16 protein-coding genes and 1 tRNA gene are annotated in these 24,334 nt (G+C 54.3%); 12 read left to right on the top strand and 5 right to left on the bottom strand.

All coding sequences use genetic code 11. The annotated features are described in order from the left end of the window. Positions 1 to 10 precede the first annotated feature (10 nt). Positions 11 to 1,765 carry a ShlB/FhaC/HecB family hemolysin secretion/activation protein gene (locus FGL65_RS06155; protein WP_147820173.1) on the bottom strand — a complete coding sequence of 585 codons (1,755 nt, stop codon included), beginning with the start codon at positions 1,763 to 1,765 and terminating at the stop codon, positions 11 to 13. A gap of 292 nt (positions 1,766 to 2,057) precedes the next feature. Between FGL65_RS06155 and FGL65_RS06160 the strand changes: the two genes are divergently transcribed. Next, positions 2,058 to 3,223 (top strand): IS3 family transposase gene (locus tag FGL65_RS06160; protein WP_147820174.1). Its coding sequence is split into 2 segments (ribosomal slippage): positions 2,058 to 2,333 and positions 2,336 to 3,223, totalling 1,164 coding nucleotides; the frame shifts between segments, so codons are not numbered across the junction. A 309-nt stretch (positions 3,224 to 3,532) separates the two neighbouring features. Here the strand turns inward: FGL65_RS06160 and FGL65_RS06165 are convergent. Beyond that, entirely contained in the window at positions 3,533 to 4,579 is a 1,047-nt protein-coding gene (locus FGL65_RS06165) for a hypothetical protein (protein WP_147820175.1), read from the bottom strand. Positions 4,580 to 4,763: 184 nt separating this feature from the next. On the opposite strand from FGL65_RS06165, the gene FGL65_RS06170 reads away from it, so the two are divergent. The 7 genes from FGL65_RS06170 (at position 4,764) to FGL65_RS06195 (ending at position 14,795) form a co-directional block, all read left to right on the top strand. Beyond that, a complete protein-coding gene (locus FGL65_RS06170) occupies positions 4,764 to 5,516 on the top strand; it encodes a hypothetical protein (protein WP_147820176.1) in 753 nt (250 codons plus the stop codon). Between the two features lie 203 nt (positions 5,517 to 5,719). Next, a complete protein-coding gene (locus FGL65_RS06175) occupies positions 5,720 to 8,530 on the top strand; it encodes a type I restriction endonuclease subunit R (protein WP_147820177.1) in 2,811 nt (936 codons plus the stop codon). A 30-nt stretch (positions 8,531 to 8,560) separates the two neighbouring features. After that, positions 8,561 to 10,219 (top strand): type I restriction-modification system subunit M, encoded by a 1,659-nt coding sequence (locus FGL65_RS06180; RefSeq protein ID WP_147820178.1) that lies wholly within the window; start codon positions 8,561 to 8,563, stop codon positions 10,217 to 10,219. Further along, entirely contained in the window at positions 10,216 to 11,874 is a 1,659-nt protein-coding gene (locus FGL65_RS06185; RefSeq protein WP_147820179.1) for a restriction endonuclease subunit S, read from the top strand. Before FGL65_RS06180 ends, FGL65_RS06185 begins: the two co-directional genes overlap by 4 nt. An 11-nt stretch (positions 11,875 to 11,885) precedes the next feature. Beyond that, positions 11,886 to 13,571, top strand: coding sequence for a restriction system-associated AAA family ATPase (locus tag FGL65_RS06190; RefSeq protein ID WP_222705798.1), 1,686 nt, complete (start codon positions 11,886 to 11,888; stop codon positions 13,569 to 13,571). Beyond that, entirely contained in the window at positions 13,564 to 13,707 is a 144-nt protein-coding gene (locus FGL65_RS18390; protein WP_222705799.1) for a hypothetical protein, read from the top strand. Before FGL65_RS06190 ends, FGL65_RS18390 begins: the two co-directional genes overlap by 8 nt. Next, entirely contained in the window at positions 13,707 to 14,795 is a 1,089-nt protein-coding gene (locus tag FGL65_RS06195; RefSeq protein ID WP_147820180.1) for an HNH endonuclease, read from the top strand. The genes FGL65_RS18390 and FGL65_RS06195 overlap by 1 nt, the downstream gene beginning before the upstream one ends. A 290-nt stretch (positions 14,796 to 15,085) precedes the next feature. Here the strand turns inward: FGL65_RS06195 and FGL65_RS06200 are convergent, their stop codons facing one another. Continuing rightward, positions 15,086 to 16,102, bottom strand: coding sequence for a tyrosine-type recombinase/integrase (locus FGL65_RS06200; protein ID WP_147820181.1), 1,017 nt, complete (start codon positions 16,100 to 16,102; stop codon positions 15,086 to 15,088). A gap of 99 nt (positions 16,103 to 16,201) precedes the next feature. Continuing rightward, positions 16,202 to 16,277 (bottom strand) — tRNA-Thr (locus FGL65_RS06205). A gap of 154 nt (positions 16,278 to 16,431) precedes the next feature. Between FGL65_RS06205 and FGL65_RS06210 the strand changes: the two genes are divergently transcribed. From FGL65_RS06210 to FGL65_RS06220, 3 genes are read left to right on the top strand one after another with little or no spacing between them, the layout of a single operon-like run. After that, positions 16,432 to 17,676 (top strand): ABC transporter substrate-binding protein, encoded by a 1,245-nt coding sequence (locus FGL65_RS06210; protein WP_147820182.1) that lies wholly within the window; start codon positions 16,432 to 16,434, stop codon positions 17,674 to 17,676. 14 nt (positions 17,677 to 17,690) lie between these two features. Further along, positions 17,691 to 19,667, top strand: coding sequence for an ATP-binding protein (locus tag FGL65_RS06215; RefSeq protein WP_147822686.1), 1,977 nt, complete (start codon positions 17,691 to 17,693; stop codon positions 19,665 to 19,667). A gap of 12 nt (positions 19,668 to 19,679) precedes the next feature. Continuing rightward, positions 19,680 to 20,375 (top strand): response regulator, encoded by a 696-nt coding sequence (locus FGL65_RS06220; protein WP_147820183.1) that lies wholly within the window; start codon positions 19,680 to 19,682, stop codon positions 20,373 to 20,375. 74 nt (positions 20,376 to 20,449) lie between these two features. Here FGL65_RS06220 and FGL65_RS06225 read toward each other — a convergent pair whose 3' ends face one another. Next, complete coding sequence (locus tag FGL65_RS06225) at positions 20,450 to 21,703, bottom strand: EAL and HDOD domain-containing protein (protein WP_187170560.1); 1,254 nt, start codon at positions 21,701 to 21,703, stop codon at positions 20,450 to 20,452. A 240-nt stretch (positions 21,704 to 21,943) separates the two neighbouring features. Here FGL65_RS06225 and FGL65_RS06230 point away from each other — a divergent pair, with 240 nt between their 5' ends. Further along, the gene (locus tag FGL65_RS06230) at positions 21,944 to 24,310 is read left to right on the top strand and encodes a PAS domain-containing protein (protein ID WP_147820185.1); all 2,367 of its coding nucleotides are present in this window, start codon (positions 21,944 to 21,946) and stop codon (positions 24,308 to 24,310) included. Positions 24,311 to 24,334 lie beyond the last annotated feature (24 nt).

The raw sequence follows: 24,334 nt of genomic DNA on the forward strand, positions 1-24,334 counted from the left end.
TGAATCTCGTTTAGAACGCGACCTTGAGGGAGGCGTAAAAATCCAAATCTTCGTTTTTGATGTGGGCAGGCGCGTCCAGCGCCTTGGAAACCGTGAAGTCGGCCAGAACATGACCGCCGAAAGTTCGAAAGCCGAGGGCTGCTCCCTGGACCGAGCCTTTTTCGTATTCATCCTTCTCGTCTTCCCAGATGAATCCGGCGTCATAGCCCGCGAACAGCTGTAGGTTGGAGAACAGCGTCTTGGTGATGCTTTCCTGTTCGCCGAGAGGCAGAGTCAGGGCCAGCTCGTTGCGCATGTAGCCGCCTATGTCGCCGCTCAGGCTGTCTTCGTGAAAGCCGCGCACCGTGTAGCGGCTGCCGATGCTGGCTTGTTCAGCGCTGTACAGGGTATCCGGTGACCACTGGCCCCAGAGCTTGGTGCTCCAGCTGAAATTGTGGTTCTCCACCTGAAAGGGACGGTAGAAATCCACGGTCATGGTCAGCTTGTCGAACTCGGACTTGGGATCGGAGAGGTTGAGTTCGTTCCTGTCCCGCTCGGCGCCCAGGATGGGCAGACCCCGACTGTACTGACCGTTCATGGTCAGCACACCGCCCAGCAAGCGCTCTGTATGAGTGGCGGAGATGTTGGCTACGGACAGGACATGGCTGCTTGCATCAAGCTTGACTCCCGCCAGATAGTTGGAGGTGTCGCGCAGGGTGAACCCCATGCCCAGGGAACTTTTGCTGTCCGTGTCGCGATGAAAAACGTAGTCCACATTCAGGTTCGAGGTCGTGGTGGTGCCTTCGCTGGAGAAGCTGGCCGAGGTTCCCTGAAGACGGGTGCGATAATCGAAGTTGCTCCAGCTCCCGGTGAAAGTCCAGTAGCCCACGCCGAAGGAGTAGAAGGCTGACAGGCTCTGGCTGTCCTGGTGCTCGCCCGCGATCATGGACTCGTAGTCCGCATTGTAGTTGACGGTCAGCAGATCGTTGATGTCCAGCAGGTTGTCCTTCTCAAATCCAAGGATGTACTGGAGCTCCCCTGTGGATTCCTGCCCGGAGTTGTCCATGCCGATGGTGGCGCGCCATGTCTTTTCGGTCTGGTTGTCGATGACAACCTTGGTGGTTCCGGTCTCGGAGCCGGGCACCAGGTCCACCTTGGCGTTGTTGGAGGGCAGCCGGTTGAGCTGGTCCAGCCCCTGCTCGATGTCGCGGATGTTCAGGAATTCATCTTGGATGCCCGGAAAGGCCACCATCAGCTTACGCTCGGCGTGGGAGGTTTTTCCCTTAAACTCTATACTCTCCACCTTGCCTTCGATGACCAGCACTTTGAGTACGCCGCCGGCCAGATCCTGCTGGGGGACGGCCGCACGCGTGGTGACGTAACCCTTTTCGATATATTTGTTGGTGATATCCCGAATCAGGTTGTTGATGTCGGTGAGCGTCAGGCATTTGCCCAGGTAGGGAACCTTGAGTTTCGCCTTTTCCGAATCAGACAACAATGTTGCGCCCTGAAGCACAATTTCGCGGACCTCGAAGCAACGTTCATCCGGCGCGCCCTTGGCTTTTTCCAGGGGCTTGATCTGCTCTTCGGACGGCGGTTTTTCCAGGCTCTCGCGGTGCTGACGCAAAAGCTCCTGCCTGCGCTGTTCCTCGCGCTGCTGCAGAATCTGCTGTTGGCGGATGGCCTCCTGGGCGGTAACGGCGGACGCCTGCCCGGGAGTGCAAAGTATGCACGAAAAGGCCAGCGGCACGAACACTGCCGCAGCCTTTTTCAAAAGCTGTCGCATTGTGACCCTTCTTCACAAAATTTTGTATTCGGAGATCTGTGGCCGAATGTCGCTCCCCAGCAGACAGGCACAGATAGCTGGTTCCCACCCCAGCAACGAAGAGGGCTGGTAGTATCCGATTTGAATTATGTCAACGGGGAATGGATACTATAATTCGACGATTGAGTAAGCAGAGGTGTGGAAAAGTTGGTTGTTCCAGCAAGTTGCGCTGTTGAAAAGTTGTCGCAGAAGTGGGTTTAAGAAACTGGACCACAGTTTAAGGTGGACGTAAGAAGCCCGAAGGAGGCTTTTGATGTCCAAGAAAAGGAAAAGATTTACTGCTGAATTCAAGACTCGTGTCGCCCTCGATGCACTGACCGGTGAACTCACGCTTTCCGAGCTGGCCAGCAAGTATGGCGTTCACGCCAACCAGATCTCCCAATGGAAGAAGCCGGCCAAGGAGCAGGTTGCTGCGGGTTTTGCTGGCAAGACTCAGAAGATCCAGCAAAGCGATGAAGCGCTCATAAAAGAGCTTCACGCCAAGATAGGGCAGCTCACCGTGGAAAAGGATTTTTTGCAACAAGCCTTCGCCAAAATCTGAGCTGCAAGCGAAGGCGTGAAATCGTCGACAAAGAGCATCCAGCGCTCAGTGTCCGGCGACAGTGCAGAATTCTCAAGCTGCAACGCTCAACATACTACTACCAGCCGATTGGCGAATCTCCGTACAACTTGGAGTTGATGAAACGCATCGACGAGTTGTTCATGGAGCTGCCATTTTTCGGCTCTCGACAGATGCGCAACATCCTGCAGGATGAGGGGCATCAGGTTGGGCGTGGCCGAGTGCGCCGACTCATGCGCAAGATGGGGTTGATGGCGATTTGCCAAAAGTCGAAGACGAGTCATCCCCATCCACAGCACAAGACGTATCCGTACCTGTTGCGGCATCGAACAATCACGAAGCCCAATCAGCTTTGGTGTGCGGACATTACGTACATTCCGATGAGACGAGGCTTTCTGTACCTCGTGGCAATCATGGACTGGCATAGCCGTGCTGTTCTGTCTTGGCGCTTATCGAATACAATGGACGCCGATTTCTGCGTCTCAGCCTTGGAGGATGCCATGAATCGTTATGGCGTGCCCGAGATCTTTAATACGGATCAGGGTAGCCAGTTTACCAGCTATGAGTTCACAATGGCTCTACGTAATGCCGGCGTTCGCATCTCAATGGATGGCCGTGGGCGTTGGATGGACAACGTAATGATCGAACGGCTTTGGAAGTCGTTAAAATACGAATGCGTCTACCTGAGGGAGTTGGAGACAGGGAGTGATCTGCGAAGAGCTTTGGCCTGGTGGTTTGATTTCTACAACAATCGTCGCCCCCACAAGACCTTTGACGGCAGGAAGCCGATGGAGATATATCAGACGCGACCCAAGCCAGAGGGGGTATCCCCTCTGGCTTGGCCCCGCCAAGCAGCGTAGCTCGTTAAACTGTCCACCTTAAAAACTCTGCTCTGTGGTCTAACAAAGTGGACCCACTTCTGGAGTCGTTTCGCTTGTGATTCGGAGAAAAACATGTCGCGTGTTATGCGGTAGTTTTTCATGAATATATTATATCAGAAATTCAAAAAAGTCAATGATTTGAAGTTTTTTTTCGTTTGAGTTGGCGAAATTAAGTTTGAGGCTCTATTGGGTTTTGACTGGTTTTAAGATTTCATACAAAATCTTAAAAACATGGAATGAACCTTGTCGACAGATGGTGTAAGCCGTGAGGATGGAGCCTATGCCGTATTATTTATGGTCTAAGACTGAGAGAAAATTTCCCTGTGTCTCTACTTTTTCGAATAGAGGTTTAACGCTGAGTTTTGCGAGTTCAGTTCCAGACAGAGGTGGAGAGATGGTGATTCCCTTAAACTTCAAGACCCTTTTTACCCTCCACTGAGGCTGCGCGGAATCGTCTTTAATCATCTGCACTTCGATGAGATCATCTACCGCAGGCTTGAGATTGTTGACTATGGCGTATTGTCTGAACTTTTGGTCATCAATTTCAAAGGTTCTTTCTGCGTGATTCTTTTTGTCTCCTAAAAGATGACCTGTCCATCCACGTCTGCTGGTCACTTTTATACTGACAGGGGATATTACCTTGATCTCACCTTGGTAGAATCCAACCTCAGCTTCGATTTCATCTTCATCAGAATGGTCGTAAATATATTCTGGGAAAGTAGGGCGATCGATGATTCGATTCCCATCTAAGGATATTTTTGCAATGGTTTCGTCTTCTTCGATGGCTATAAATATTCTGTTTTTACCCTTTTGAAGTCTTCTTCTTTGGCGTTTGTGCTCAACGTTGGGGCTGAGTGGGATCTTCGGTGCTTTTTGATCCAGGTAGAGACTAATAAGAGTTGAGATGTAGTTTATGGCAGGAATCTCTTTCATCCCTATTCCTGTCTGTTGTCCTAGAAAGTCAAAGAGTTCAGCAATATCTCTCCCGATCAATTCTTTGCAGATGGAGTTGATAAAGGTTGGTGCGGCTATGCCTCTAAACGTGGCAAACGTAACCGCTGCGACTACAACAAAGTCCGCTTCAAAACAACCATCCTTTGGTGGACACAGATATATTTCGGCGCGCCCCCCTTCTGGGAGAACTCCGTCAAATATTACGTCAGAAATGTCTTGAATCCCATTGGCAACCTCAGAAAGTGTTTTCGCTGAGATCATATTATTGGGAACGTCAAAATGGATTTCTAAATGTTCCTGTGGTCGAGCTTCAAGAGGGTTGTCTCGTAGCTTACTTAGAATGGCTTCAAGGGACCTGTCGTAGCTTTGCTGGCGTTTCATGGTATCCTTTGGCTAATATTCGTTGTCGATATACTCCTTCGTTTATAAAATGCCAAGGTGACGAGATGAAATAGTGAGGTTGGGTGGTAACTAGCAGGTGAGTCTAAGGTGCAAGAAGCGCATTCGCGATTGGGACAGCTGATACGTAATTGTGATATGGGGTTAAAAACAACAGGAGCTGACAATGGTCTTGACCGAAGCGTATTGCGAGAAGCAAATGCAAACATCCATTGAAGGGTTGTTTGAGAACTATAAAATGATGATCTCACGTCAATTGGAACGTGTGAATTTGTCGATTTCTGAATTATTAGAATTGTTTGAAGAGGATGAATACCGTTTTACTCTTAAAGCTCATAGCTTGATTGAGCATTTTATTGGGAGTTTGGCTCAGGTAAATGGAGTAGACAAAACGATTAAGAATTTCCCAAATTCAGGCATGAAAGTTAGGCTGGATGCCTTGCTGAAGGCTAAGGTGATACCGCAGCTAGGATACGATTTTATTCGATCTTTATCCTTTATTCGGAATAAATATGCTCATGATCCGCGGTTTATGAATAGCTCGGTTGTCCAATGTATAAATGCGCTTGATGTTGAAGCCAAGAAACAGCTTATGTCAGCGGTTATTGGCCTTATTTTGATAATTTACCCAGTGAGGTCATTTGATGAAGTTCGAAAAGAAATAATGGAACTAGACGAATCTGAAAAGCCTGAATATTTCGAGGTGCAAGAATTTGATGTAATATATTTCAAAGGAGTTGTTGTCCTTTCGATCTACGCTTTGGTTGTGTTTAGTAGCCCTAAAGAGGAGCAAGATGCTTCAATCTCTTTGTGGCTTGAGCTTGCCCAGGTTACAATCAGCTTCATGGAAACCTTCTCGATGTCTACATTTGGGATTTCTTATTCTCAATTGGAAGCCTCAATGCCTGAACCAAGCTAGGAGCTGTTGTGGCAAATTACTCGAAATGGGATACCTCTTTCGACTGCCGCGTTTATTTCATTCCCCCTAATACATTGACTTTTAGCCTTGGCTGGGTATAGCAAATTCTATGTTGCATAGAGTCCCTTTTCTCTATGGCAAATCATACCTTGCTCCACTGAAAATGCAGTTACGCTTGTCAGGCCGAACAGGAATGTTGACGTATGAGTAGATCTGAAGCCCAAACACGTGCAGAACTAATAGATAAACAGCTTGAATTTGCTGGTTGGAATGTCAATGACCCAACTCAAGTCGTTGAGGAATTCGACATTCTGGTAGATTTGCCTGATGGGGTGGAAAAGCCGCGCACTCAATACGAAGGCCATCAATTCAGCGACTATGTCCTGCTCGGAAAAGACAGAAAGCCTTTAGCCGTTGTCGAGGCAAAAAAGTCAAGCAAAGATGCAGCTCTAGGGCGAGAGCAAGCCAAGCAATATTGCTATAACATCCAGAAGCAACTGGGTGGTGAGCTGCCATTTTGTTTCTATGCCAATGGCCACGAGATCTACTTTTGGGACCTGGACAACTATCCGCCCCGCAAGGTTGTAGGCTTCCCAACGCGAGATGACTTGGAGCGGTTTCAGTACATCCGGCGCAATCGTAAGCCTCTGACCCAAGAGCTCATCAATACCGGCATTGCTGGTCGAGATTATCAAATCCGGGCCATACGTGCCGTTCTCGAAGGCATCGAACAGAAAAAACGTGACTTCCTGCTGGTGATGGCTACCGGTACCGGCAAGACTCGAACCTGCATCGCGACGATTGATGCCCTCATGCGTGCCGGACACGCTGAAAAGGTGCTGTTCCTAGTTGACCGTATTGCTTTGCGTGAGCAGGCATTGGCCGCCTTTAAGGAACACCTGCCTCACGAGCCACGCTGGCCCAACGTTGGCGAAAAGCTACTCGCCAAAGACCGTCGTATCTATATTTCGACCTACCCAACAATGCTCAACATTATTCGGGACGAGTCGCAGAACCTATCACCGCACTTCTTTGATTTCATAGTGGTCGATGAAAGCCACCGCTCCATTTACAACACCTATAAAGAGGTGTTGGACTTCTTCAAGACGATCACCCTGGGCCTGACGGCCACGCCCACAGACATCATTGACCACAACACCTTTCAGCTCTTCCATTGCGAAGATGGTCTTCCCACTTTTGCCTACACTTTTGAAGAGGCAGTTAACAGCGTGCCGCCCTATCTGAGCAGCTTTCAGGTAATGAAAATCCAGACCCGTTTCCAGATGGAAGGCATAAGCAAGCGCACAATCTCGCTGGAGGATCAGAAAAAGCTGCTGCTGGAGGGCAAGGAAGTCGAAGAAATCAACTTCGAGGGATCACAACTGGAAAAGCAGGTGATCAACAAAGGGACCAACACCCTTATCGTCAGGGAATTCATGGAGGAGTGCATCAAAGACCACAACGGTGTGCTGCCCGGCAAGACCATTTTCTTTTGCTCTTCCAAGGCCCATGCCCGACGGATGGAAGAGATTTTCGACAAGCTTTACCCCCAGTATAAAGGCGAGTTGGCCAAGGTTCTGGTTTCCGATGACCCCCGTGTCTACGGCAAGGGCGGACTGCTTGATCAGTTCACCAACAGCGATATGCCTCGGGTCGCAATCAGCGTCGACATGTTGGACACCGGTATCGACGTTCGCGAAATAGTCAATCTTGTCTTTGCCAAGCCGGTGTACTCCTACACCAAGTTCTGGCAGATGATCGGGCGTGGAACCCGTCTCCTAGAAACCAGCAAGCCCAAGCCTTGGTGTCTGGAAAAGGATGTGTTCCTGATTCTCGATTGCTGGGACAACTTCGAATATTTCAAATTGCAGCCAAAGGGCAAGGAGCTCAAGCCCCAACTGCCCCTGCCAGTGCGGCTTGTCGGGTTGCGTATTGATAAGATTGAAAAAGCCCTCGACCTGGCGCAGGAGCAGATCGCCAAACGCGAAATAGCCAAGCTGCGATTTCAGATCAGCCAGTTGCCGCAAAATTCAGTCGTCATCAAGGAGGCGGCGGTCTCTCTGGACAGGGTAGATGAAGGAAACTTCTGGGTAACCCTAAGCCACCAGAGATTGGAATTCCTGCGCTCCGAGATCAAGCCGCTCTTCCGCACCGTTTCCGAGGCCGACTTCAAGGCCATGCGCTTTGAGCGGGATGTTCTGGAGTATTCACTCGCCAGGCTCAGCGACGAAAAGGAAAAGGCTGAAACTCTCAAGGAGGGGCTTGTCGAGCAGATCAGCGAACTGCCGCTTTCCGTCAACTTCGTCAAAGCAGAAGAACAGTTGATTCGCGCTGCCCAGACAAACCATTATTGGTCCGTAAGTGATGTCAACGCACTGGAAGATGCTCTTGACGAGTTGAACACCCGCCTCGGCCCGTTGATGAAGTTCCGGGAGTTGCAGACTGGCCCGGGCCCGGTACACCTCGACCTGACCGACGTGCTACACAACAAAGAACGGGTCGAGTTCGGCCCACAGCACGAATCGGTCAGCATCAGCCGCTACCGGGAAATGGTCGAGGCGATGATTGCCGAACTGACTGCACACAATCCCATATTGCAAAAAATCAAAAATGGAGAAGATGTTTCACCGATAGAGGCTGCCGATTTGGCAGACATGCTCCATGCCGAACATCCGCACATTACCGAAGACCTCTTGCGCCAGGTCTACAAGAATCGCAAAGCACACTTCATCCAGTTCATCCGCCATATTCTTGGAATAGAGGTTCTCAGAAGCTTCCCTGAGACGGTTAGCGAGGCTTTTGATCAGTTCATCGGTCAGCACAGCAACCTTTCTAGCCGTCAATTGGAATTCCTGAACCTGCTCAAGGGGTTTATCATCGAACGAGAGAAGGTCGAAAAAAGAGACCTCATCAATGCTCCCTTTACGGTGATCCATCCGCAAGGTATTCGTGGTGTCTTCAGCCCTGCGGAAATTAGCGAGATACTGCAACTCACCGAACGCTTGGCGGCCTAGGAAGAGCGACAACACACAAGGAATCATTAAGTGCTTCAAAATAATCCCGAACTCAAAAGCAAGATCGGCCAGCTCTGGAACAAGTTCTGGGCTGGTGGCATTTCCAACCCGCTCACTGCTATAGAACAGATTACCTATCTGCTGTTCATGAAGCGGCTCGACGAGTTGGACCAGAAGAAACAGGCCGATGCCGAGTGGACCGGTGAGCCCTATACGTCAAAATTTGATGGGCTGTGGATTCCTCCTGGATTCCGAGGCAAAGAAGACGAAGAATATCACGCTGTCGACAGATACACACTGCGCTGGCGCGAGTTCAAGCATATGCAGGCCGAGGAGATGCTCCAGCACGTCCAGACTAGGGTCTTTCCCTTCCTCCAGGATATGAACGGGGCAACGTCCAACTTCACCCGCCACATGAAAAATGCTGTCTTCATCATCCCCAAGCCAGCCCTGCTGGTGGAGGCGGTGAAGACCATCGACGAGATCTTCGAGATTATGGAGCATGACTCGCAAGAGAAGGGGCAGGCATTTCAGGACATCCAGGGCGATGTCTACGAAATGCTTCTTTCCGAGATCGCCACGGCAGGCAAGAACGGCCAGTTCCGTACACCACGCCACATCATCAAGCTGATGGCCGATTTGGTGCGTCCGCAACTGGGCCATCGCATCGCCGACCCGGCCTGTGGTTCCGGCGGCTTCCTGCTCGGGGCCTACCAGTATATCGTCACGGAGTTGGCGAAAAAGGCCGGGGCCAAGGACCTACGGCCCGACGAGGACGGCTTTGTCCGAACCTCGGTGGCCGCGGGGTACACCGAAAAGGCCCAGGCCATCCTGCAAGCCTCGCTCTTCGGCTACGACATCGACAGCACCATGGTGCGCTTGGGGTTGATGAACCTGATGATGCACGGCATCGACGAGCCGAACATCGACTACAAGGACACCCTCTCCAAGAGTTACAGCGAGGAAGCCGCATACGACATTGTCATGGCCAACCCACCCTTTACCGGTAGCATCGACAAGGGCGACATCAACGAGAACCTCACGGTGGCCACCACCAAGACCGAGCTGCTCTTTGTCGAGAATATCTACCGCCTGCTGAAAAAAGGCGGCACTGCCTGCGTCATTGTCCCCCAAGGAGTGTTGTTCGGCTCGGGCAAGGCCTTCAAGGCCCTGCGTGAGACATTGGTGAACCGTTGCGATCTTAAAGCCGTTATCACTATGCCCAGCGGAGTGTTCAAGCCCTACGCCGGGGTCTCCACAGCCATCCTGCTCTTCACCAAGGTCTGGGGGCCGAAGGAGAAGGTAACGAAAGCGGCCACGGAGCATGTCTGGTTCTACGAGATGCAAGCCGACGGCTACTCCCTGGATGATAAGCGCAGCAAGCTGGAAGGCTATGGAGATTTGTTGGATATCGTGGACAAATACCATGAACGAGCCCCAGAGGTCGACATCGATCGCAAGCAACAATTTTTTGTGGTGCCTCATGCCGATATTAAGGCAGAAGACTATGATTTGTCCTTTTCTCGCTACAAGGAGGAGGAGTTTGAAGAGGTGGAATACGAAGCTCCTGGGGTTATTCTATCGCGCTTGTTGGAGGAGGAAGTGGGGGAAATGGGAGATGCCGAGCTGGCTAGGATGCAAGGCGGGATCGTGCGGGAACTATTGGAGCTGAGGAAGATGGTTAGATGAGTTATCCCGAAGTCCCTTTTGGTAAATTGGCACATGATAAAGGTGCTCTGATCGATGGGCCATTCGGATCAAATTTGAAAGCATCTGAGTATGTTGATTCCGGCGTGCCCATTATTCGACTGCAAAACATTAAACCAAATGAGTATTTTCCTAAGGATATTAAGTATATTTCCAGGTCAAAAGCGAAGACTCTGTCACGACATAGCTATAAGGCAGGCGATGTCGTTATAGCAAAGCTTGGGGCTGTTGGGACAGCATGCATAGTGCCAGTTCACTGTGAAGATGGAGTTATTGTTGCAGATGTTGTTAGATTTAGAAGTGACCAGAGCAAGATTAGCCATAGCTATCTTTCCTTTTTTTTGAATTCTTCTGAAGGTCAAAAACGTGTTAAACAATTCAGTAAAGGTACGACTCGACTACGTACAAACTTAACTGATCTCAAAAAAGTTCAAATCCCCCTCCCTCCGCTCGACGACCAAAAGCGCATTGCCTATCTGCTCGGCAAGGTGGAAGGGCTGATCGCTCGACGCAAACAACACCTGCAACAACTCGACAATCTGCTCAAAAGCGTTTTTCTGGAGATGTTCTCCCCGCATTCGCCGGGCTATGAGGCTTGGCCCCTAGTTGAGATAAAAAACCTTGCAGCAAAACATAAAGGTGCGATGCGCACAGGCCCTTTTGGGTCGAACCTGCTGCACAGCGAGTTCTCCACTGAAGGTGATGTGGCGGTACTAGGCATTGATAATGCGGTACAAAATCATTTCGCATGGGGAGAACGAAGATTTATTTCAAAGGAAAAATATAAGGAACTTCAGAATTATAGAATCTTTCCTGGCGATGTGATCGTCACCATCATGGGAACAATCGGCCGCTCCGCAGTTATCCCTGATGACATTCCTGTGGCCATTAACACTAAGCACTTAGCGGCGATAACGTTAAACAAGGAAATCGCCAATCCATTATTCCTTTCCTACTCAATTCATTCAAGCCCATACATTCTTAACCAGTTTAGAAGCAAGAATCGCGGAGCGATTATGAACGGCCTGAATCTGGGTATTATTAAAGAGACCAAACTCAAACGTCCTCCGATCGATTTGCAAAATCAGTTTGCAGCGATTCACACCAGAGTTGATGAGGTCAAATCTCGCTACCAGCAAAGCTTGGCCGATTTGGAAAATCTCTATGGAGCACTGAGCCAGAAGGCGTTCAAGGGCACGCTGGATTTGTCTCGAATTGCTCTGCCCGATGAGCAACAAGATGGTATGGCCGAAGAATATCAACCTCAGGAGATACATGAAGTCAATCCAGCTCTTGGGTCTCTGGAACTATCGACTCCTGACATTGAAGCATTACTGGACTTGGCGACGCCCGATGGGCGCAAGCGGATCATTGAGCAGTGGTTAAAAGAATGCACCGGGCAAATGAGGGTTGGTGAGACTTTTTCTGCTCAACTGTTTCTGGAGAAAGTTCTGAACAAGATGATTGAGTTGGATCATGATGGGTTGTTTGAAGATTGGGGACGAGATGGGGAGCCCAAGGTAACTGTTGCAGACTATGACAACCTTAAGGACATGATTTTTAAACTGGTAGAAAACGGTACCCTAATTCAGGCCTTCGCTACTGGAATCAACTCATTGCAAGTGGCTCCCGCCTAAAGTTGAATGCCATGAAGCTAATTCACATCAAGCTCACTGACCCCAAAGGATTTCGCAGTCTTCAGCCGGGATTTGAATACCACTTTCGTAGCGGATGGAATTTAGAGGAAGAACAAGGATTCGCTCCGTTTGTCTGTGCGGGGCGCAATGGCAGCGGCAAATCAAACCTTCTGGAACTGCTGGCGGCAATATTCTACCATATGGAGTGCATCTATCTGACAAATAAGCCAGATAGCTTTGTGTATAACGAAGAGACAAACCCAAAGGGGTTCCTGGGGGCGGTTTCAAAGCCAGATGCTTTTGAACTGACATACAGATTTAATCGAATCGACAAGAAATTCTATCCCCCAGCCACCGCTGGAGTAGCTCAGGCTGGCAGAACGTTCGCCGGATCAACAGAATTTCGTGATCGCATCCGTCCATTTGAAATACATATATCCAAAAAGCTCGAGAAACACCCTGTCGTCACACAAACCAATCTCGAAACCAGTGAACAAAAAGAACTGGTTGATGGGCAAGAAATTCGAGAATTCTTGCCGGAATATGTCCTAGGCTATTCTTCCGGAGAAAACGAAATTCTCAGCCTGCCATTTTTTAAGATGCGCTTTATCCAGTTCGATGAATATTGGCAGGGACTGAGAGACCAAAGCGGCTATCCCGGCTACCCCGAGTCCCGAATGGCCTACCTTGATAGCGAGTTCAGTCAGGCCATCATGCTTTGCAACCTGTTGTTTCAGGACGAAAACTCACTGGCTCCATTTAGGGAGGATGTGAAGATAGAACAACTCAAAGAGTTTCGTATTATTCTTCGGGGATTTGTTGATGTGGGCGAAGATAAGATCAATGAGTATACCGCCAGAGCTCCTTACGGTGTTGGAGATAAGGATCAGTATGCTACACACCCGGCAATATTCGTCGAGGAAAAGCATGGATTTAACCAAATTAATTGGTTGCAACTGATAGATTCTGATGACTCGTCCGCAGATAACTTTAATCCAATAGTTACCCGTTTGAAGCTTTGTGCTACTTGCTGGTATAAAGACGAAGACACCGATACCCTCTATCTCGATTATTCCGTAAATGAAGAAACACAGAGAGCATTTCGTAATAATTTCAGCAACGATCCGCTTGAGCTTTTTCAGGCTTTCCGGGTATTGCTGACACTCAATCTCTACTCTGTCAGCAGTTCCCTTAAGGCCGACCTTTATCAATCCAGCAGCCACTATATGGGCGAGACGGTGCCAACGCTGGCCTCGGATGAGCGTATCATGCGCTTCAAGTTCGTCAAATTCAGCAAGACGGACTTGGCCGAGCCTGTCATGCTCAAAGACCTGTCCGATGGCGAGCACCAGTTGTTGCATTCCTTGGGCCTCTGTCTGCTATTCAAGGGCACGCAGAGCCTATTCTTGCTCGACGAGCCAGAGACTCATTTCAACCCCGACTGGCGCGCAAACTTTATATCCAGGCTACATGAATGCTTTAAGGGTGAACAAAACAACCATGAGATGCTAATTACAACTCATACGCCATTCCTGATCTCGGACAGTGGACAAAGTACTGGTGTTCAACAAGAGCGATGGCGTGGTTTCTGTTACCCATCCCGACTACAATACCATGGGCGCGTCCATCAACAAGATCACCATGTCCACCTTCGGCAAACGAGAGACCATAGGCGTCTATGCTCAGTCTATGCTTGATGGCCTCCGCAACCGTTTTGAACAGGGCGAGGACAAAGAGCAGATCATTGCCGAGATCAATCGCCAGCTCGGCGACTCGGTGGAAAAAGTACTGCTTATCAAGACCATCCTCGACAGTATGGAGGAGAAGGGCTGATGCTTTTCCCATATACGTATGTTTCTCACCAGATGGATAAAATGCAGGAGTTCATTAACTTCATTTTTTTTGAAGTTTGGTGCGAAGCACCTAACAGCGGTGCTTTTAGTCTCGAACTGTTTGACGCCAACGCCGAACTCAAAGAAGTGATGGTAGCTTTCCATTACTCAGATTCCTACGGGGCGGAGTTCTTTAGCGGCCACGTTGAACGGATTTATGGTTTATTCGCTGCATTGGATCCTGCACAGATAAATCAGCTCACCCTTTGGTATCGGGCTAATAATAACATTGAAAGAGTTTGTGCAAATGATCCAGCTGTTGATATTGCTCGCTATGCCGATATTGACGCCATACTTCCGGACTTGAGTGCGCAACTGGCTTCATTCTTCAAAGAACTCTATTCACAACGATTTCGTAATGTTGCTGCACTTCGTCAGAAGATCGGCGACATCGACGATCATTACAAAGCATTCATGGGTGTTAACAGGGTCGGTAAATGTCCTTTTTGCGGCATCGCTGACATAAAGGGCATCTACCACTCAACACGAGAAGCCTACGACCATTACCTTCCCAAGGCTCTTTACCCTTTTAACTCTATCAACTTTCATAACCTTGTTCCGGCATGTCATAACTGTAACAGCAGTTATAAAACCAGCAAAGATCCTGCCTATACTCCCAAAGACCCTGCCGGTGAAATACATAGACGAAAAGTTTTCTATCCTTATGCAAATCCCGGACATTGCATTGAATTGACTGTTGATCTGGAAAACTCAGATATCGACCATATTACACCCGAAGAGATACGACTGACATTCGGACCTCTCGCCATTCATGAAGAAATCGAAACTTGGAAAGACGTGTATGGCATTGAAGATCGATACAAGGCTAAATTCTGTGATGGAGATGCCAAGGCTTGGATTGAGCAGATTCGTATTTTGCGTGACCATGGGCTACCCCCGCAAAGTTCGTTGAGTGTCGTACAAGAAGAAACAGAGATCGATCCTTTTGCGAATGCCAATTTCTTAAAAAATGCATTTCTCAAAGGGTGCGAACGAGCAGGGGTCATTGATATCCTGCGGCAGCCATAAGACAGCTAACTGTTATTATTTTAAGATTTCGTATAAAATCATAATTATTATTTGAGAATAGCCAGCCGGTCTTTAGAAGTGGGTCCACTTTGTTAGACCACAGAGCAGCGTTTTTAAGGTGGACAGTTTAACGGGCTACGCTGTTTCGTGGGCCAAGCCCGAGGACTACGCGGGTTTTGAACTCAGCGGAAAATACTTCTTCTCTTCTTAGACATCAAAAGCCTCCTTTGGGCTTTTTACGTCCACATTAAGCCATGATCCAGTTTCTTAAACCCACTTCTGTGCTTGCTCTAGCTCTTCTCTCTACTTTTTCCTGCCAATCTCTCCGCCAACCTCTCCGCCCTCAAATGCGTATACCGTTTCAGCATCTGCAAATTCTTATGCCCGGTGATTTCCGCGATTTCCAGCAAGTCCAGGTCCGTATTCTCAAACAGTCTCGACGTGGCTTCGTGTCTGAGGTCGTGAAACGTCAGTCCCTGGATTCCAGCCGCCTTTGTCGCTCGGCGCATTGCAATGGTGATCGCATTTTCGCTCATGCCAAATACTGAACCCGAAATCTGCCGCGGGAAACTTTTCAATATCTCAATGGCCGCAGGAGAAAGTGGTACTGTTCTTTCTGATTTGTTCTTCGTGTCTCGAAGGTATGCGGTCCTTCGTTTCAAATCGACACAGCTCCATTCGAGATTGGCGATCTCCGAGCGACGCATGGCTGTCTCGATGGCGAATTGGAACACCGGTTTGAAGTTATTGCCGCATGCGGCGAGGAGGCGTTCCTCTTCACTCTTTCCGTCCTTGGACGGCGCTGGTTGCAGGCGTCGTGTCCGCCCCCCTGGCAGCTTTGGCTTCCTCGCGCGCTTTACGGGGTTTACCAAGCTCTCCATTCCCCAGTCGGTTGCAGCGACTTCGAAGAGCCTCGAAAGGATCGCCAGATCAAGGCGGATTGTATTCGGCTTGACGCCGTCGCCTTCTCTTTCCTTGATGAAGTCCGCGATGTCCTTTGTGCGGATCGCCGCCATGAGTTTGCTAGCTATCTCGCGTTTCTGTATGGCCTTGGCTCTTCGCGTTTCATTGGCGGCCATCTTGAGGCGGGGGATGTACTCCTCGATGAAACGGTCGAGGGCTTCTTTCAAGGTTGTGCTTTCGGCTTCCTTGCGGGAGACGAACTGGCCCTTGTTCATCTCTGTTTCGATTTCCTGGACCCACGCGTCGGCGTCAGCTTTGTACTTGAAGGATTTGCTTTGCGTTGGCTGGCCTTTCTTGCGGATGCGGACTTCCCATTTCTGGCCTCGTTTTCGGATGGTCGCCATGGTTGCTCCTTTTCTTGATTCCACTGGAGCAAAATTGGAGCAATCTGTCAAATTGGCATAAGAAAAGGGTCTAGCAGGCTGCTAAACCCTTGATTTTCCTGGAGCCAGAGATCAGAGTTGAACTGACGACCTACTGATTACGAATCAGTTGCTCTACCAACTGAGCTACTCTGGCGAGGACGATTCTTTTATCTGAACTCCATCGGGGCGGTCAAGAGGAAAGTGATTGACGGGCTCCGGCTGTGGGGCGGGGCGAGGGGCTGATGCAAACCCTTGGGGAAATCGGGGATTCTTGTATTTTTTCCTCCGGGTCAGTAGAGTGCCTGGACATGTTCTCTCAACGACCGGAGGATTTTGTGCGCCGACTCATGCTCTTCGTGCTGGTGCTGCTCGTGGCCGCCTGCGATGCGTCCGCTCCCGTGGATACGGATGGCGGGGCTGTCCCGGGCGTGAGCGACACCGTGGTGCGCGTGGGCTCGTCGCTGGCGCTCACCGGCCATGCGGGGTACCTGGGCACCCAGACCCTGCGCGGAGCTATGAGCTGCATCCGGTCCGTGAACGAGGCCGGAGGCGTGCACGGGCGCACCATCGAGGTGGATGCCGTGGACGATTCCTACGACCCGCCCCGGTGCCTGGCCAACACCCAGAATTTCATCATCGGCAACAACGTGTTCGCCCTGTTCAGCTACGTGGGCACTCCAACCACCGTGAAGATCATGCCCATGCTGGAGGAGGCGGGCGTCCCGCTGCTGGGCGTGTTCACCGGCGCCAATGCCCTGCGCGAGCCCTTCAACAAGTACATCATCAACATTCGCGCCTCCTATTACCAGGAGACCGAGGCCGCAGTGCGCCATCTGGTGCAGGACCTGGGCTTCAGCCGGATCGCCGTGTTCTACCAGTTCGACGCCTACGGGTTCGACGGGCTCATCGGCACGGAACTGGGCCTCAAGCGGTTCGGCCTGGAACCGGTGGCGCGCGGCTCCTATATCCGGGGCACGCAGGACGTGGAGGAAGGCCTGGCCAGGATCAAGGCCTCGAAGGCCCAGGCCGTGGTCATGGTCGGCACCTATGACGCCTGCGCCCGATTTATCCGTCGGGCCACTGACGAGGACTTCACCCCCGTTTACTACAACGTCTCCTTTGTGGGGGCCGAGGAGCTGGCCCGCAGGCTGCGCGATCTTCCCCGGGCCCCGGTGGTCATGTCCCAGGTGGTGCCCCCGCCTGTGGCCGAGATCACCAACGAAAGCGCCCTGGACTACGTGCGGCTGCTGGGCCGCTACTATCCGGGCGAGGTCCCCAGTTTCGTAGGCCTGGAGGGCTACCTGAACGCCCGCATCCTGGTGGAGGGTCTCAGGCGCGCGGGCCGGGACCTGACGCGGGAGGGCTTTATCCGGGCCATCGAGTCCATCGCGGACTACCCGCTGGGGCCGGACCTGCATATTTCCTTTGGCCCCCAGGACCATCAGGGCCTGGATCGCGTCTACTTCACGCGTTTGCGGGAGGGGAGGATCGAGCCTCTGAAGGATTGGAAGACCCTCGCGCCTTCGGCCGGCGGGCAGGGGGGCGGCTCGTGAGTCTGTTCCAGCGCATGGTGCGGCGTTTCGAGCGGGCTTCGCTCAAGAACAAGCTGATGCTGTCCATGCTGGTGGGCATCCTGCTGATCTCGGCCACCATCGCCTTTATCGCCCGCTGGATCCTGGTTTCCTCCCTGACCAACGAACTGGAGCAGCGCGGCGCGGCCATTGCCCACTCCGTGGCCGAGCGGGGCGGCAGCTGCATCCTGGACAACGACATCCCCCGGCTTTTGAGTCTCATTTTCGACGAGCGCAGGCTGCACGAGCGTAAGAAGCTGGTTTCCTACATCGTCATCGAGGACCAGCACGGAAAGGTGCTGGCCCATACCATGACCCGCAGGCTGCCCCCGGCCGTGCTGGCCCACGAACTGCCCCAGGATCTCCGCCAGAGCATCCAACTGGTCGACCTGGACGGCGAGGCGGTCTATGACATCGCCGCGGGCATCAACGAGGGCCTGTACCGCATCGGCACCGTGCACGTGGGGCTGAACAAGAGCCATATCGACAGCCTGGTTTCCAAGCTGCGCGTGGCCTTCCTGGGATTCATCTCCGGGGTGGTGGTCATCGCCTTTTTCCTTTCCAACAGGCTTTCCCGCAACATCACCAAGCCCATCCGCGACCTCACGGCCATTGCCGACGAGATCAGCCGGGGCAATTTCGACATCCCCATCGAGGCCAGCGCGCCCGACGACGGCTGGGATTTCTCCGACTGCCCGGCCTATCCCAACAGCGACCTTCCCTGCTGGCATTTCGACCTTTCCCATACGGAACGGCCCGACCGCATGCCCGAGGAATACCGCAACTGCAGGCGGTGCGTGTTCTACAGCAAGCGGGAGGGCGACGAGGTCACCCAGCTCGCGGATTCCTTCCGCAACATGGTCTGGTCCATCCGGCTGTACCGCCACCGGCTGCGCGAGTCCGAGGAAAAATACCGCTCCCTGTTCGATTCCGGGCCGGATCCCATTTTCGTGGTGGATTGCGAAAGCGGCAGGGTCATGGACGCCAACCCCCGGGTCGAGGAGCTCTACGGCTATTCGCGCGACGAGCTCAGGCTCATGTCCTATACCTCGCTCGCGCCGGAGAATTACCAGGAATGCCTGGACCATTTCGACGACGGTGGCGGCTGCATCTATTTCCCCAAGGCCATCCATTACAAGCGCGGGCAGGCTCCCTTTTTCGTGAACATGCACGCCTGCCCCATCTCGTACCGGGGGCGGCACGCCATCATCGTGGCCGTCACGGACATCACCGAGATGATCGAGAAGGACGCCCAGCTCATCCAGGCCGGTAAGATGAAATCCCTGGGCGAGATGTCGGCGGGCATCGCCCACGAACTCAACCAGCCGCTGAACGCCATCAAGATGGGCAGCGAATACCTCATGATGGTGGAGGAGACCGGCCAGGACATCCCGGCCCGCCAGCGCCTCGAGGTCGTGGCCGAGATCAGTGCCCAGGTGGATCGCGCCTCGGGCATTATCAACACCCTGCGTTCCTTTGGCCGCCAGGCCGATCTGGTCACGGAAAAGGTGGACATCAACGGCCCGGTTCGGGCCGTGCTCTCCCTGCTGCGCCGCCAGTTCGAGCTGGACAACATCCGTTTCCGGCTGGACCTTCCGGAGGGGCTGCCGGCGATCAAGGCCCACGGCAACCGGCTGCAACAGGTGGTCTTCAATCTGGTGACCAATGCCCGCGACGCCATCAACGACGGCAGCGACCCCGGGGACAAGGCCGGCGAACGCGTCATTTTCATCCGGACCCAGGCCTCGGGCGGTTCGGTCCGCCTGGAGGTGGGGGATACCGGGCCGGGCATGACCGAGGAGGTGCGCGGCAAGGTTTTCGAGCCGTTCTTCACCACCAAGGAGGCCGGCCAGGGCATGGGGCTCGGGCTTGCCATCTCCTATGGAATCGTGAAGGATTACGGCGGAGAGGTTCAGATCGAGAGCGAACCGGGCGCGGGCACTGTGTTCCGGCTCGTGTTCCCGGCCGCATAAGGGGAGGCGCGCATGAAGAAGATACTGGTCATAGACGACGAACAACCCACCCTGAAGATGTTCACCCTGCTGCTGGAGGCCATGGGTTTTTCCGTGCTCACTGCCGAGGACGGCCGGGCCGGGGTGGACGTCTTTCGAGACGAGCGCCCGGACATCGTGTTCACGGACATCAAGATGCCGGTCATGGACGGCATCGAGGTGCTCAGGAACATCAAGGAGATCAATCCCCATGCCGAGGTCATCGTCATCACCGGCCACGGCGACATGGAGCTGGCCATCCAGGCCCTGAACCTGGACGCCACGGACTTTATCAACAAGCCCGTGCAGCGCCAGGCCCTGTCCCAGGCCCTGCAGCGCGCCGAGGAGCGGCTGGCCCTTTCGCGCACCGAGCAGACCCAGGTGTCCCTGGAGGAGGAAAAGGACAAGGCCGTCCTGCATCTCCGGGGCAATGTCACCGGCCTGACAGGGACCTTTCTCCAGTCTTCCTTTTCCCGCGCCGCGGCGCTCGGGCATGGCTGCATCGAGCTGCGTTTTGACGAGAACGCCTCCATCAACGGGGCGGGCATCACCACCCTCACCGACCTGCTCGGCGATTTTCGAGAAAAGGGCGGCAGGGTGCTCATCACGGGGCTGTCGGAGAATTTCCGGACCGTGTTCGACATGGTGGGCATTACCCGGCTGGCGGAGTTCGGCGACGGCAGTCACTGACTCGCCCGACAATCAGGCATGAAAAAGCCGACGCGTCCCTGGATGCGTCGGCTTTTTTTCTTGGTGGGAAGCCGTCAGCCTATGTTCGCAACCTGCTTTGAGGCCCAGGAGGATGCCTTGAGATATTGCGTGGCCGCCGTGGTGAAACAGGCCTTGTACTTGGCCAGCAGACCGTTGGCAGTGGACCAGTCCGCCGTTTCCACTGCGTCGAGGATGTCCAGCATGTCGCCCATTTCGCTGTCCCGCTGGCCGCAAAGGGCCTGCTTGACGGCCGCGTCCAGGGGGATGTCCTCCAGCACCATCTTCATGTCGTGGGAGAGCAGGGCGTCCAGCCGCGAGAACAGCCCCAGCAGGAAGAGTTCGTCCCCCGGGCGGGTCAGCACGGGCATGGTCGCGGCCATCTGCTCCAGGAAACGGGCCCGCTGCAGGGCCATGTACGCCAGTTCCTCGCCCTTGGGCGTGGCGTCCAGGTCGTTCATGAGGATGACCATGGACCAGCGGCGGATTTCGTGGAGCCCCAGCAGGGAAACGGCCTGCTGGATGGACTTGATCTGATTGGGCAGGCCGAAGGCGGCCGAGTTGATGTACCGGAGAAGCCGGTAGCTCAGGGAAACGTCCGTGGCGATGACGTCGGCCAGCCGCCCCATGTCGATTTCCGGGGCGTTGAGTTCCCGGAGCAGCTGGAGCTTGGCCATGCCCGAGGCGCCCAGCTTTTGGTCCCCCACGATGAGGGGCCTGGTGAAGAACGGCCCCTGGAAATAGTCGAAGCCCAGGGCCCTGGTGCCCTGGTAGTCCTCCCAGGTCCCGATGTCGGCGGCCAGCAGCGTGCCCGGAAAGTCCTTCATTTTCTGTCGGAAGAGGATGACCTCGCGCGGGGTCAGGCCGTTCAGGGAAAGCCGGATGGTGTCCGCGTGGGTGCGCAGGGATGCAAACATGTCCCGGGGCACGGCGTTGTCCAGGACGACCTGGGAGCCGTGTCCCTTGATGCTGCCGACGGCCCGGGCCGGTGCTTCTCCGTCGGAGGCCGGGGTGGTCAGGGCCACGGCATGGGTTCCATTGAAGCCGAGGCCCTCGCTACATTCCCGGAGGGCGTCGCAGCTCATGGACACCATGGTCCATGTCTTTTTCAGCGGATTTTCGTAGGCGCTGCCCCCGTCGTTCACGACCTGGCGCAGCAGGGCCGGGGTGGCGGCGTTCGGCGAAAGGTCCGCAGCCTCCCCGCGGTACAGCAGTTCGTGGGCCCAGACATTGGCCGACCTGTCGAATATCGGTTGGCGGACAATGAACAGCGGGGCCTGAACCGGTGTTTCCTGTTGTTCGGTTGTCATGGCGTTCCCCTCTTTGCTCCCCTTCTCGTTTGAGCGTTTCGGGATGGCCGATGCTGCCATTCCTACCGGGGAAGAATGGGAAGCGCCATTATATACTGCGCGAAACCCGGCCCGGCGGGACTCTCCCCGAGCGGAGGATATCAACTTGTGTTATAAGGGACATGCGCGCCTTTTTTTGCTACGATTCTCCGTTGTTGGCAGTGGTGTTGTTTGCCGTCATGTCTTATCTCCCGGGAGAATATGCGCCGTTTCATTCCCTTGTCCGGTTACGGAATCCTCATGGCCGTCATGGCCGCAAGCTGGCTGGTCATCCTGGTCCTGGGCGTCACGCTGCTCCTGCTCGGCGGGGCCCGCCCCGGCTGGATGTGGACCGTCGAGGTCGGCGCTTTGCTCATCACCGGGTTGGTGGCGACGCTGCTTTCCCGGTTCATGCTCCGGGAACGGCGCAAGGCCGAGCAGGCGCTTTCCGAAAGCGAGGACCGTTTTTCCTCTCTCACGGCCAACATCCCCGGCATCGTCTTCCGGTGCGTGGCTGCGGACAAGGGCTGGCGGACCCTGCTGCTCAGTGAGGCCGTGGAACAGATCACCGGCCGCACCTCGGGGGAATTCATGCAGACCCGGTCCCGCCCCCTGGCCTCGGTCATTCATCCCGAGGATCAGGGCATGGCCGAGGAACCTTACTGGGGCCAGGCCGTCAAGGGCGAGGACTATTCCCTGGAGTACCGGATCATCCGCAAGGACGGCCGCATCCGATGGCTGCAGGAACGCGGCCGCGGCGTGCTGGATGCGCGGGGCATGTTCAAGTGGATCGACGGGGCCATCTTCGACGTCACCAAGCGCAAGCGGGCCGAGGTGGAGCAACTGGGCCAGATGCGGCTTATGGAGAACCTGAAGCGCGTGGACCAGGCCATCCGGACTTCCCGGGACCTGGAATCCATGATGGCCGAGGTTCTGGAAACCACGCGTTCGATCTTCGGTTCGGACCGCTGTTTTCTGCTCTATCCCTGCGACCCGGATGCCGCCGAGTGGCGCGTGCCCATGGAACGGACCGCCGAGGCATATCCCGGAGCCGGGGAATCCGGCGTCAGCATCCCCATGGCCGAGGACCATGCCGAGGTGTTCCGGCGCTGTCTGGAGTCCGACAGTCCGGTGGCCTTCGGGCCGCACGGGAGCGCGCCCCTGCCCCGATCGCTGGTGGAGCCCTTTTCCCTCCGGTCGCAGCTGGCCTCGGCCATTTATCCCCGCAACGACAAGCCCTGGGTCTTCGGCATGCACCAGTGCTCCAGCCCCAGGATCTGGACCGAGGAGGAGCTGCAGCTGTTCCGGGAGATCGGCCGCCGCCTTTCCGACGGACTCACCAGCCTGCTCACCTCCCGGAGCCTGCGGGAGAGCGAGGGCAAGTTCCGCTCCTTTGTGGAAAACACCATGGTGGGCGTGGCCGTTCTGCAGGACAACCGGTTCCGGTTCGTCAACCAGTCCATGAGCGAGGTCTACGGCCATGATCGGGAGGAACTTCTGCAATGGACGTCCAAGGAGGTTTTCGAAACCATTCACCCGGACGACCGGGCCTTTGTCTATGAGCAGGCCCAGAAAAAGCAGCGCGGCGAAGCCGACGTGGTCAACAACTATGTCTATCGCATTCTCACCAAGGACGGCGAGGTCCGCTGGCTGGAGATTTATTCCAAGACCATCGATTACGAAGGGCGGCCGGGCATTCTCATTTCCCTGCTCAACGTGACCGAAAGGAAACAGGCCCAGGATGAGCTGGCCGAGCTGAACCGGGAGCTGGAAAGCATTGTTGCCGAGCGGACCGGCGACCTGCGCGCCAAGGCCGAGGAACTGGAGGCGGCCAACGAGCGGCTCATGCGCCTGGACGAGATCCGTTCGGCCCTGGTGACCACCGTGGCCCACGACCTGCGCACCCCGCTGACCTCGGTGCTGGGATTCGCCAAGATCATGAAGCGCGACTTCAGCAGGCATTTCGGGCCGTTGACCCGGGGCGACGACCGGCTGGCCCGCAAGGCGGAGCGCATCGTCAACAACCTGGAGATCATCGCCAGCGAAGGGGAACGTTTGAGCAAGCTCATGGACGATTTCCTGGATCTCTCCCGCATCGAGTCGGGACGGGTGGAGTGGGACGACATGTTCGTGGACGTGGCGGTCTGCCTGGAGCGGGCCTTGTTCAACATCGGCGGGCGGCTCTCGGCCAAGCCCGAGGTGAGCGTGGAGATCGACGTGGCCGACAGCCTGCCCAAGCTGTACATGGACCGAGGCCGCCTGGAGCAGGTCTTGACGCATTTGCTGGACAACGCGGTCAAGTTCACGGACCAGGGCATCGTTTTCGCGCGGGTCACGGCCAGGGATCTCATCATGCGCATCGAGGTGGAGGACCCGGGCGTGGGAATCCCGGAAGAGGAGCAGCGGCATATCTTCGATACCTTCCATCAGGTGGGAAGCGGCGACACCCTGCGCGACACGCTCAAGGGGACGGGCCTCGGACTGACCATATCCAAGCGCATCGTCACCCATTACAACGGCGCCATAAGCGTTTTTTCGGAACCCGGCCGGGGTAGCCGGTTCGTGGTCGAGTTGCCCGTGGAACGGTAACGGGCCGGGGAGGCCCGCAACCGG

The sequence above is a fragment of the Salidesulfovibrio onnuriiensis genome (assembly GCF_008001235.1).
GTDB lineage: Bacteria > Desulfobacterota > Desulfovibrionia > Desulfovibrionales > Desulfovibrionaceae > Pseudodesulfovibrio > Pseudodesulfovibrio onnuriiensis.

Coding starts and splice junctions, on each gene's coding strand:
- FGL65_RS06155 (WP_147820173.1), bottom strand. CDS start 1,765: ATGCGACAGCTTTTGAAAAAGGCTGCGGCAGTGTTCGTGCCGCTGGCC.
- FGL65_RS06165 (WP_147820175.1), bottom strand. CDS start 4,579: ATGAAACGCCAGCAAAGCTACGACAGGTCCCTTGAAGCCATTCTAAGT.
- FGL65_RS06170 (WP_147820176.1), top strand. CDS start 4,764: ATGGTCTTGACCGAAGCGTATTGCGAGAAGCAAATGCAAACATCCATT.
- FGL65_RS06175 (WP_147820177.1), top strand. CDS start 5,720: ATGAGTAGATCTGAAGCCCAAACACGTGCAGAACTAATAGATAAACAG.
- FGL65_RS06185 (WP_147820179.1), top strand. CDS start 10,216: ATGAGTTATCCCGAAGTCCCTTTTGGTAAATTGGCACATGATAAAGGT.
- FGL65_RS06190 (WP_222705798.1), top strand. CDS start 11,886: ATGAAGCTAATTCACATCAAGCTCACTGACCCCAAAGGATTTCGCAGT.
- FGL65_RS18390 (WP_222705799.1), top strand. CDS start 13,564: ATGCTTGATGGCCTCCGCAACCGTTTTGAACAGGGCGAGGACAAAGAG.
- FGL65_RS06195 (WP_147820180.1), top strand. CDS start 13,707: ATGCTTTTCCCATATACGTATGTTTCTCACCAGATGGATAAAATGCAG.
- FGL65_RS06200 (WP_147820181.1), bottom strand. CDS start 16,102: ATGGCGACCATCCGAAAACGAGGCCAGAAATGGGAAGTCCGCATCCGC.
- FGL65_RS06210 (WP_147820182.1), top strand. CDS start 16,432: ATGTTCTCTCAACGACCGGAGGATTTTGTGCGCCGACTCATGCTCTTC.
- FGL65_RS06215 (WP_147822686.1), top strand. CDS start 17,691: ATGGTGCGGCGTTTCGAGCGGGCTTCGCTCAAGAACAAGCTGATGCTG.
- FGL65_RS06220 (WP_147820183.1), top strand. CDS start 19,680: ATGAAGAAGATACTGGTCATAGACGACGAACAACCCACCCTGAAGATG.
- FGL65_RS06225 (WP_187170560.1), bottom strand. CDS start 21,703: ATGACAACCGAACAACAGGAAACACCGGTTCAGGCCCCGCTGTTCATT.
- FGL65_RS06230 (WP_147820185.1), top strand. CDS start 21,944: ATGCGCCGTTTCATTCCCTTGTCCGGTTACGGAATCCTCATGGCCGTC.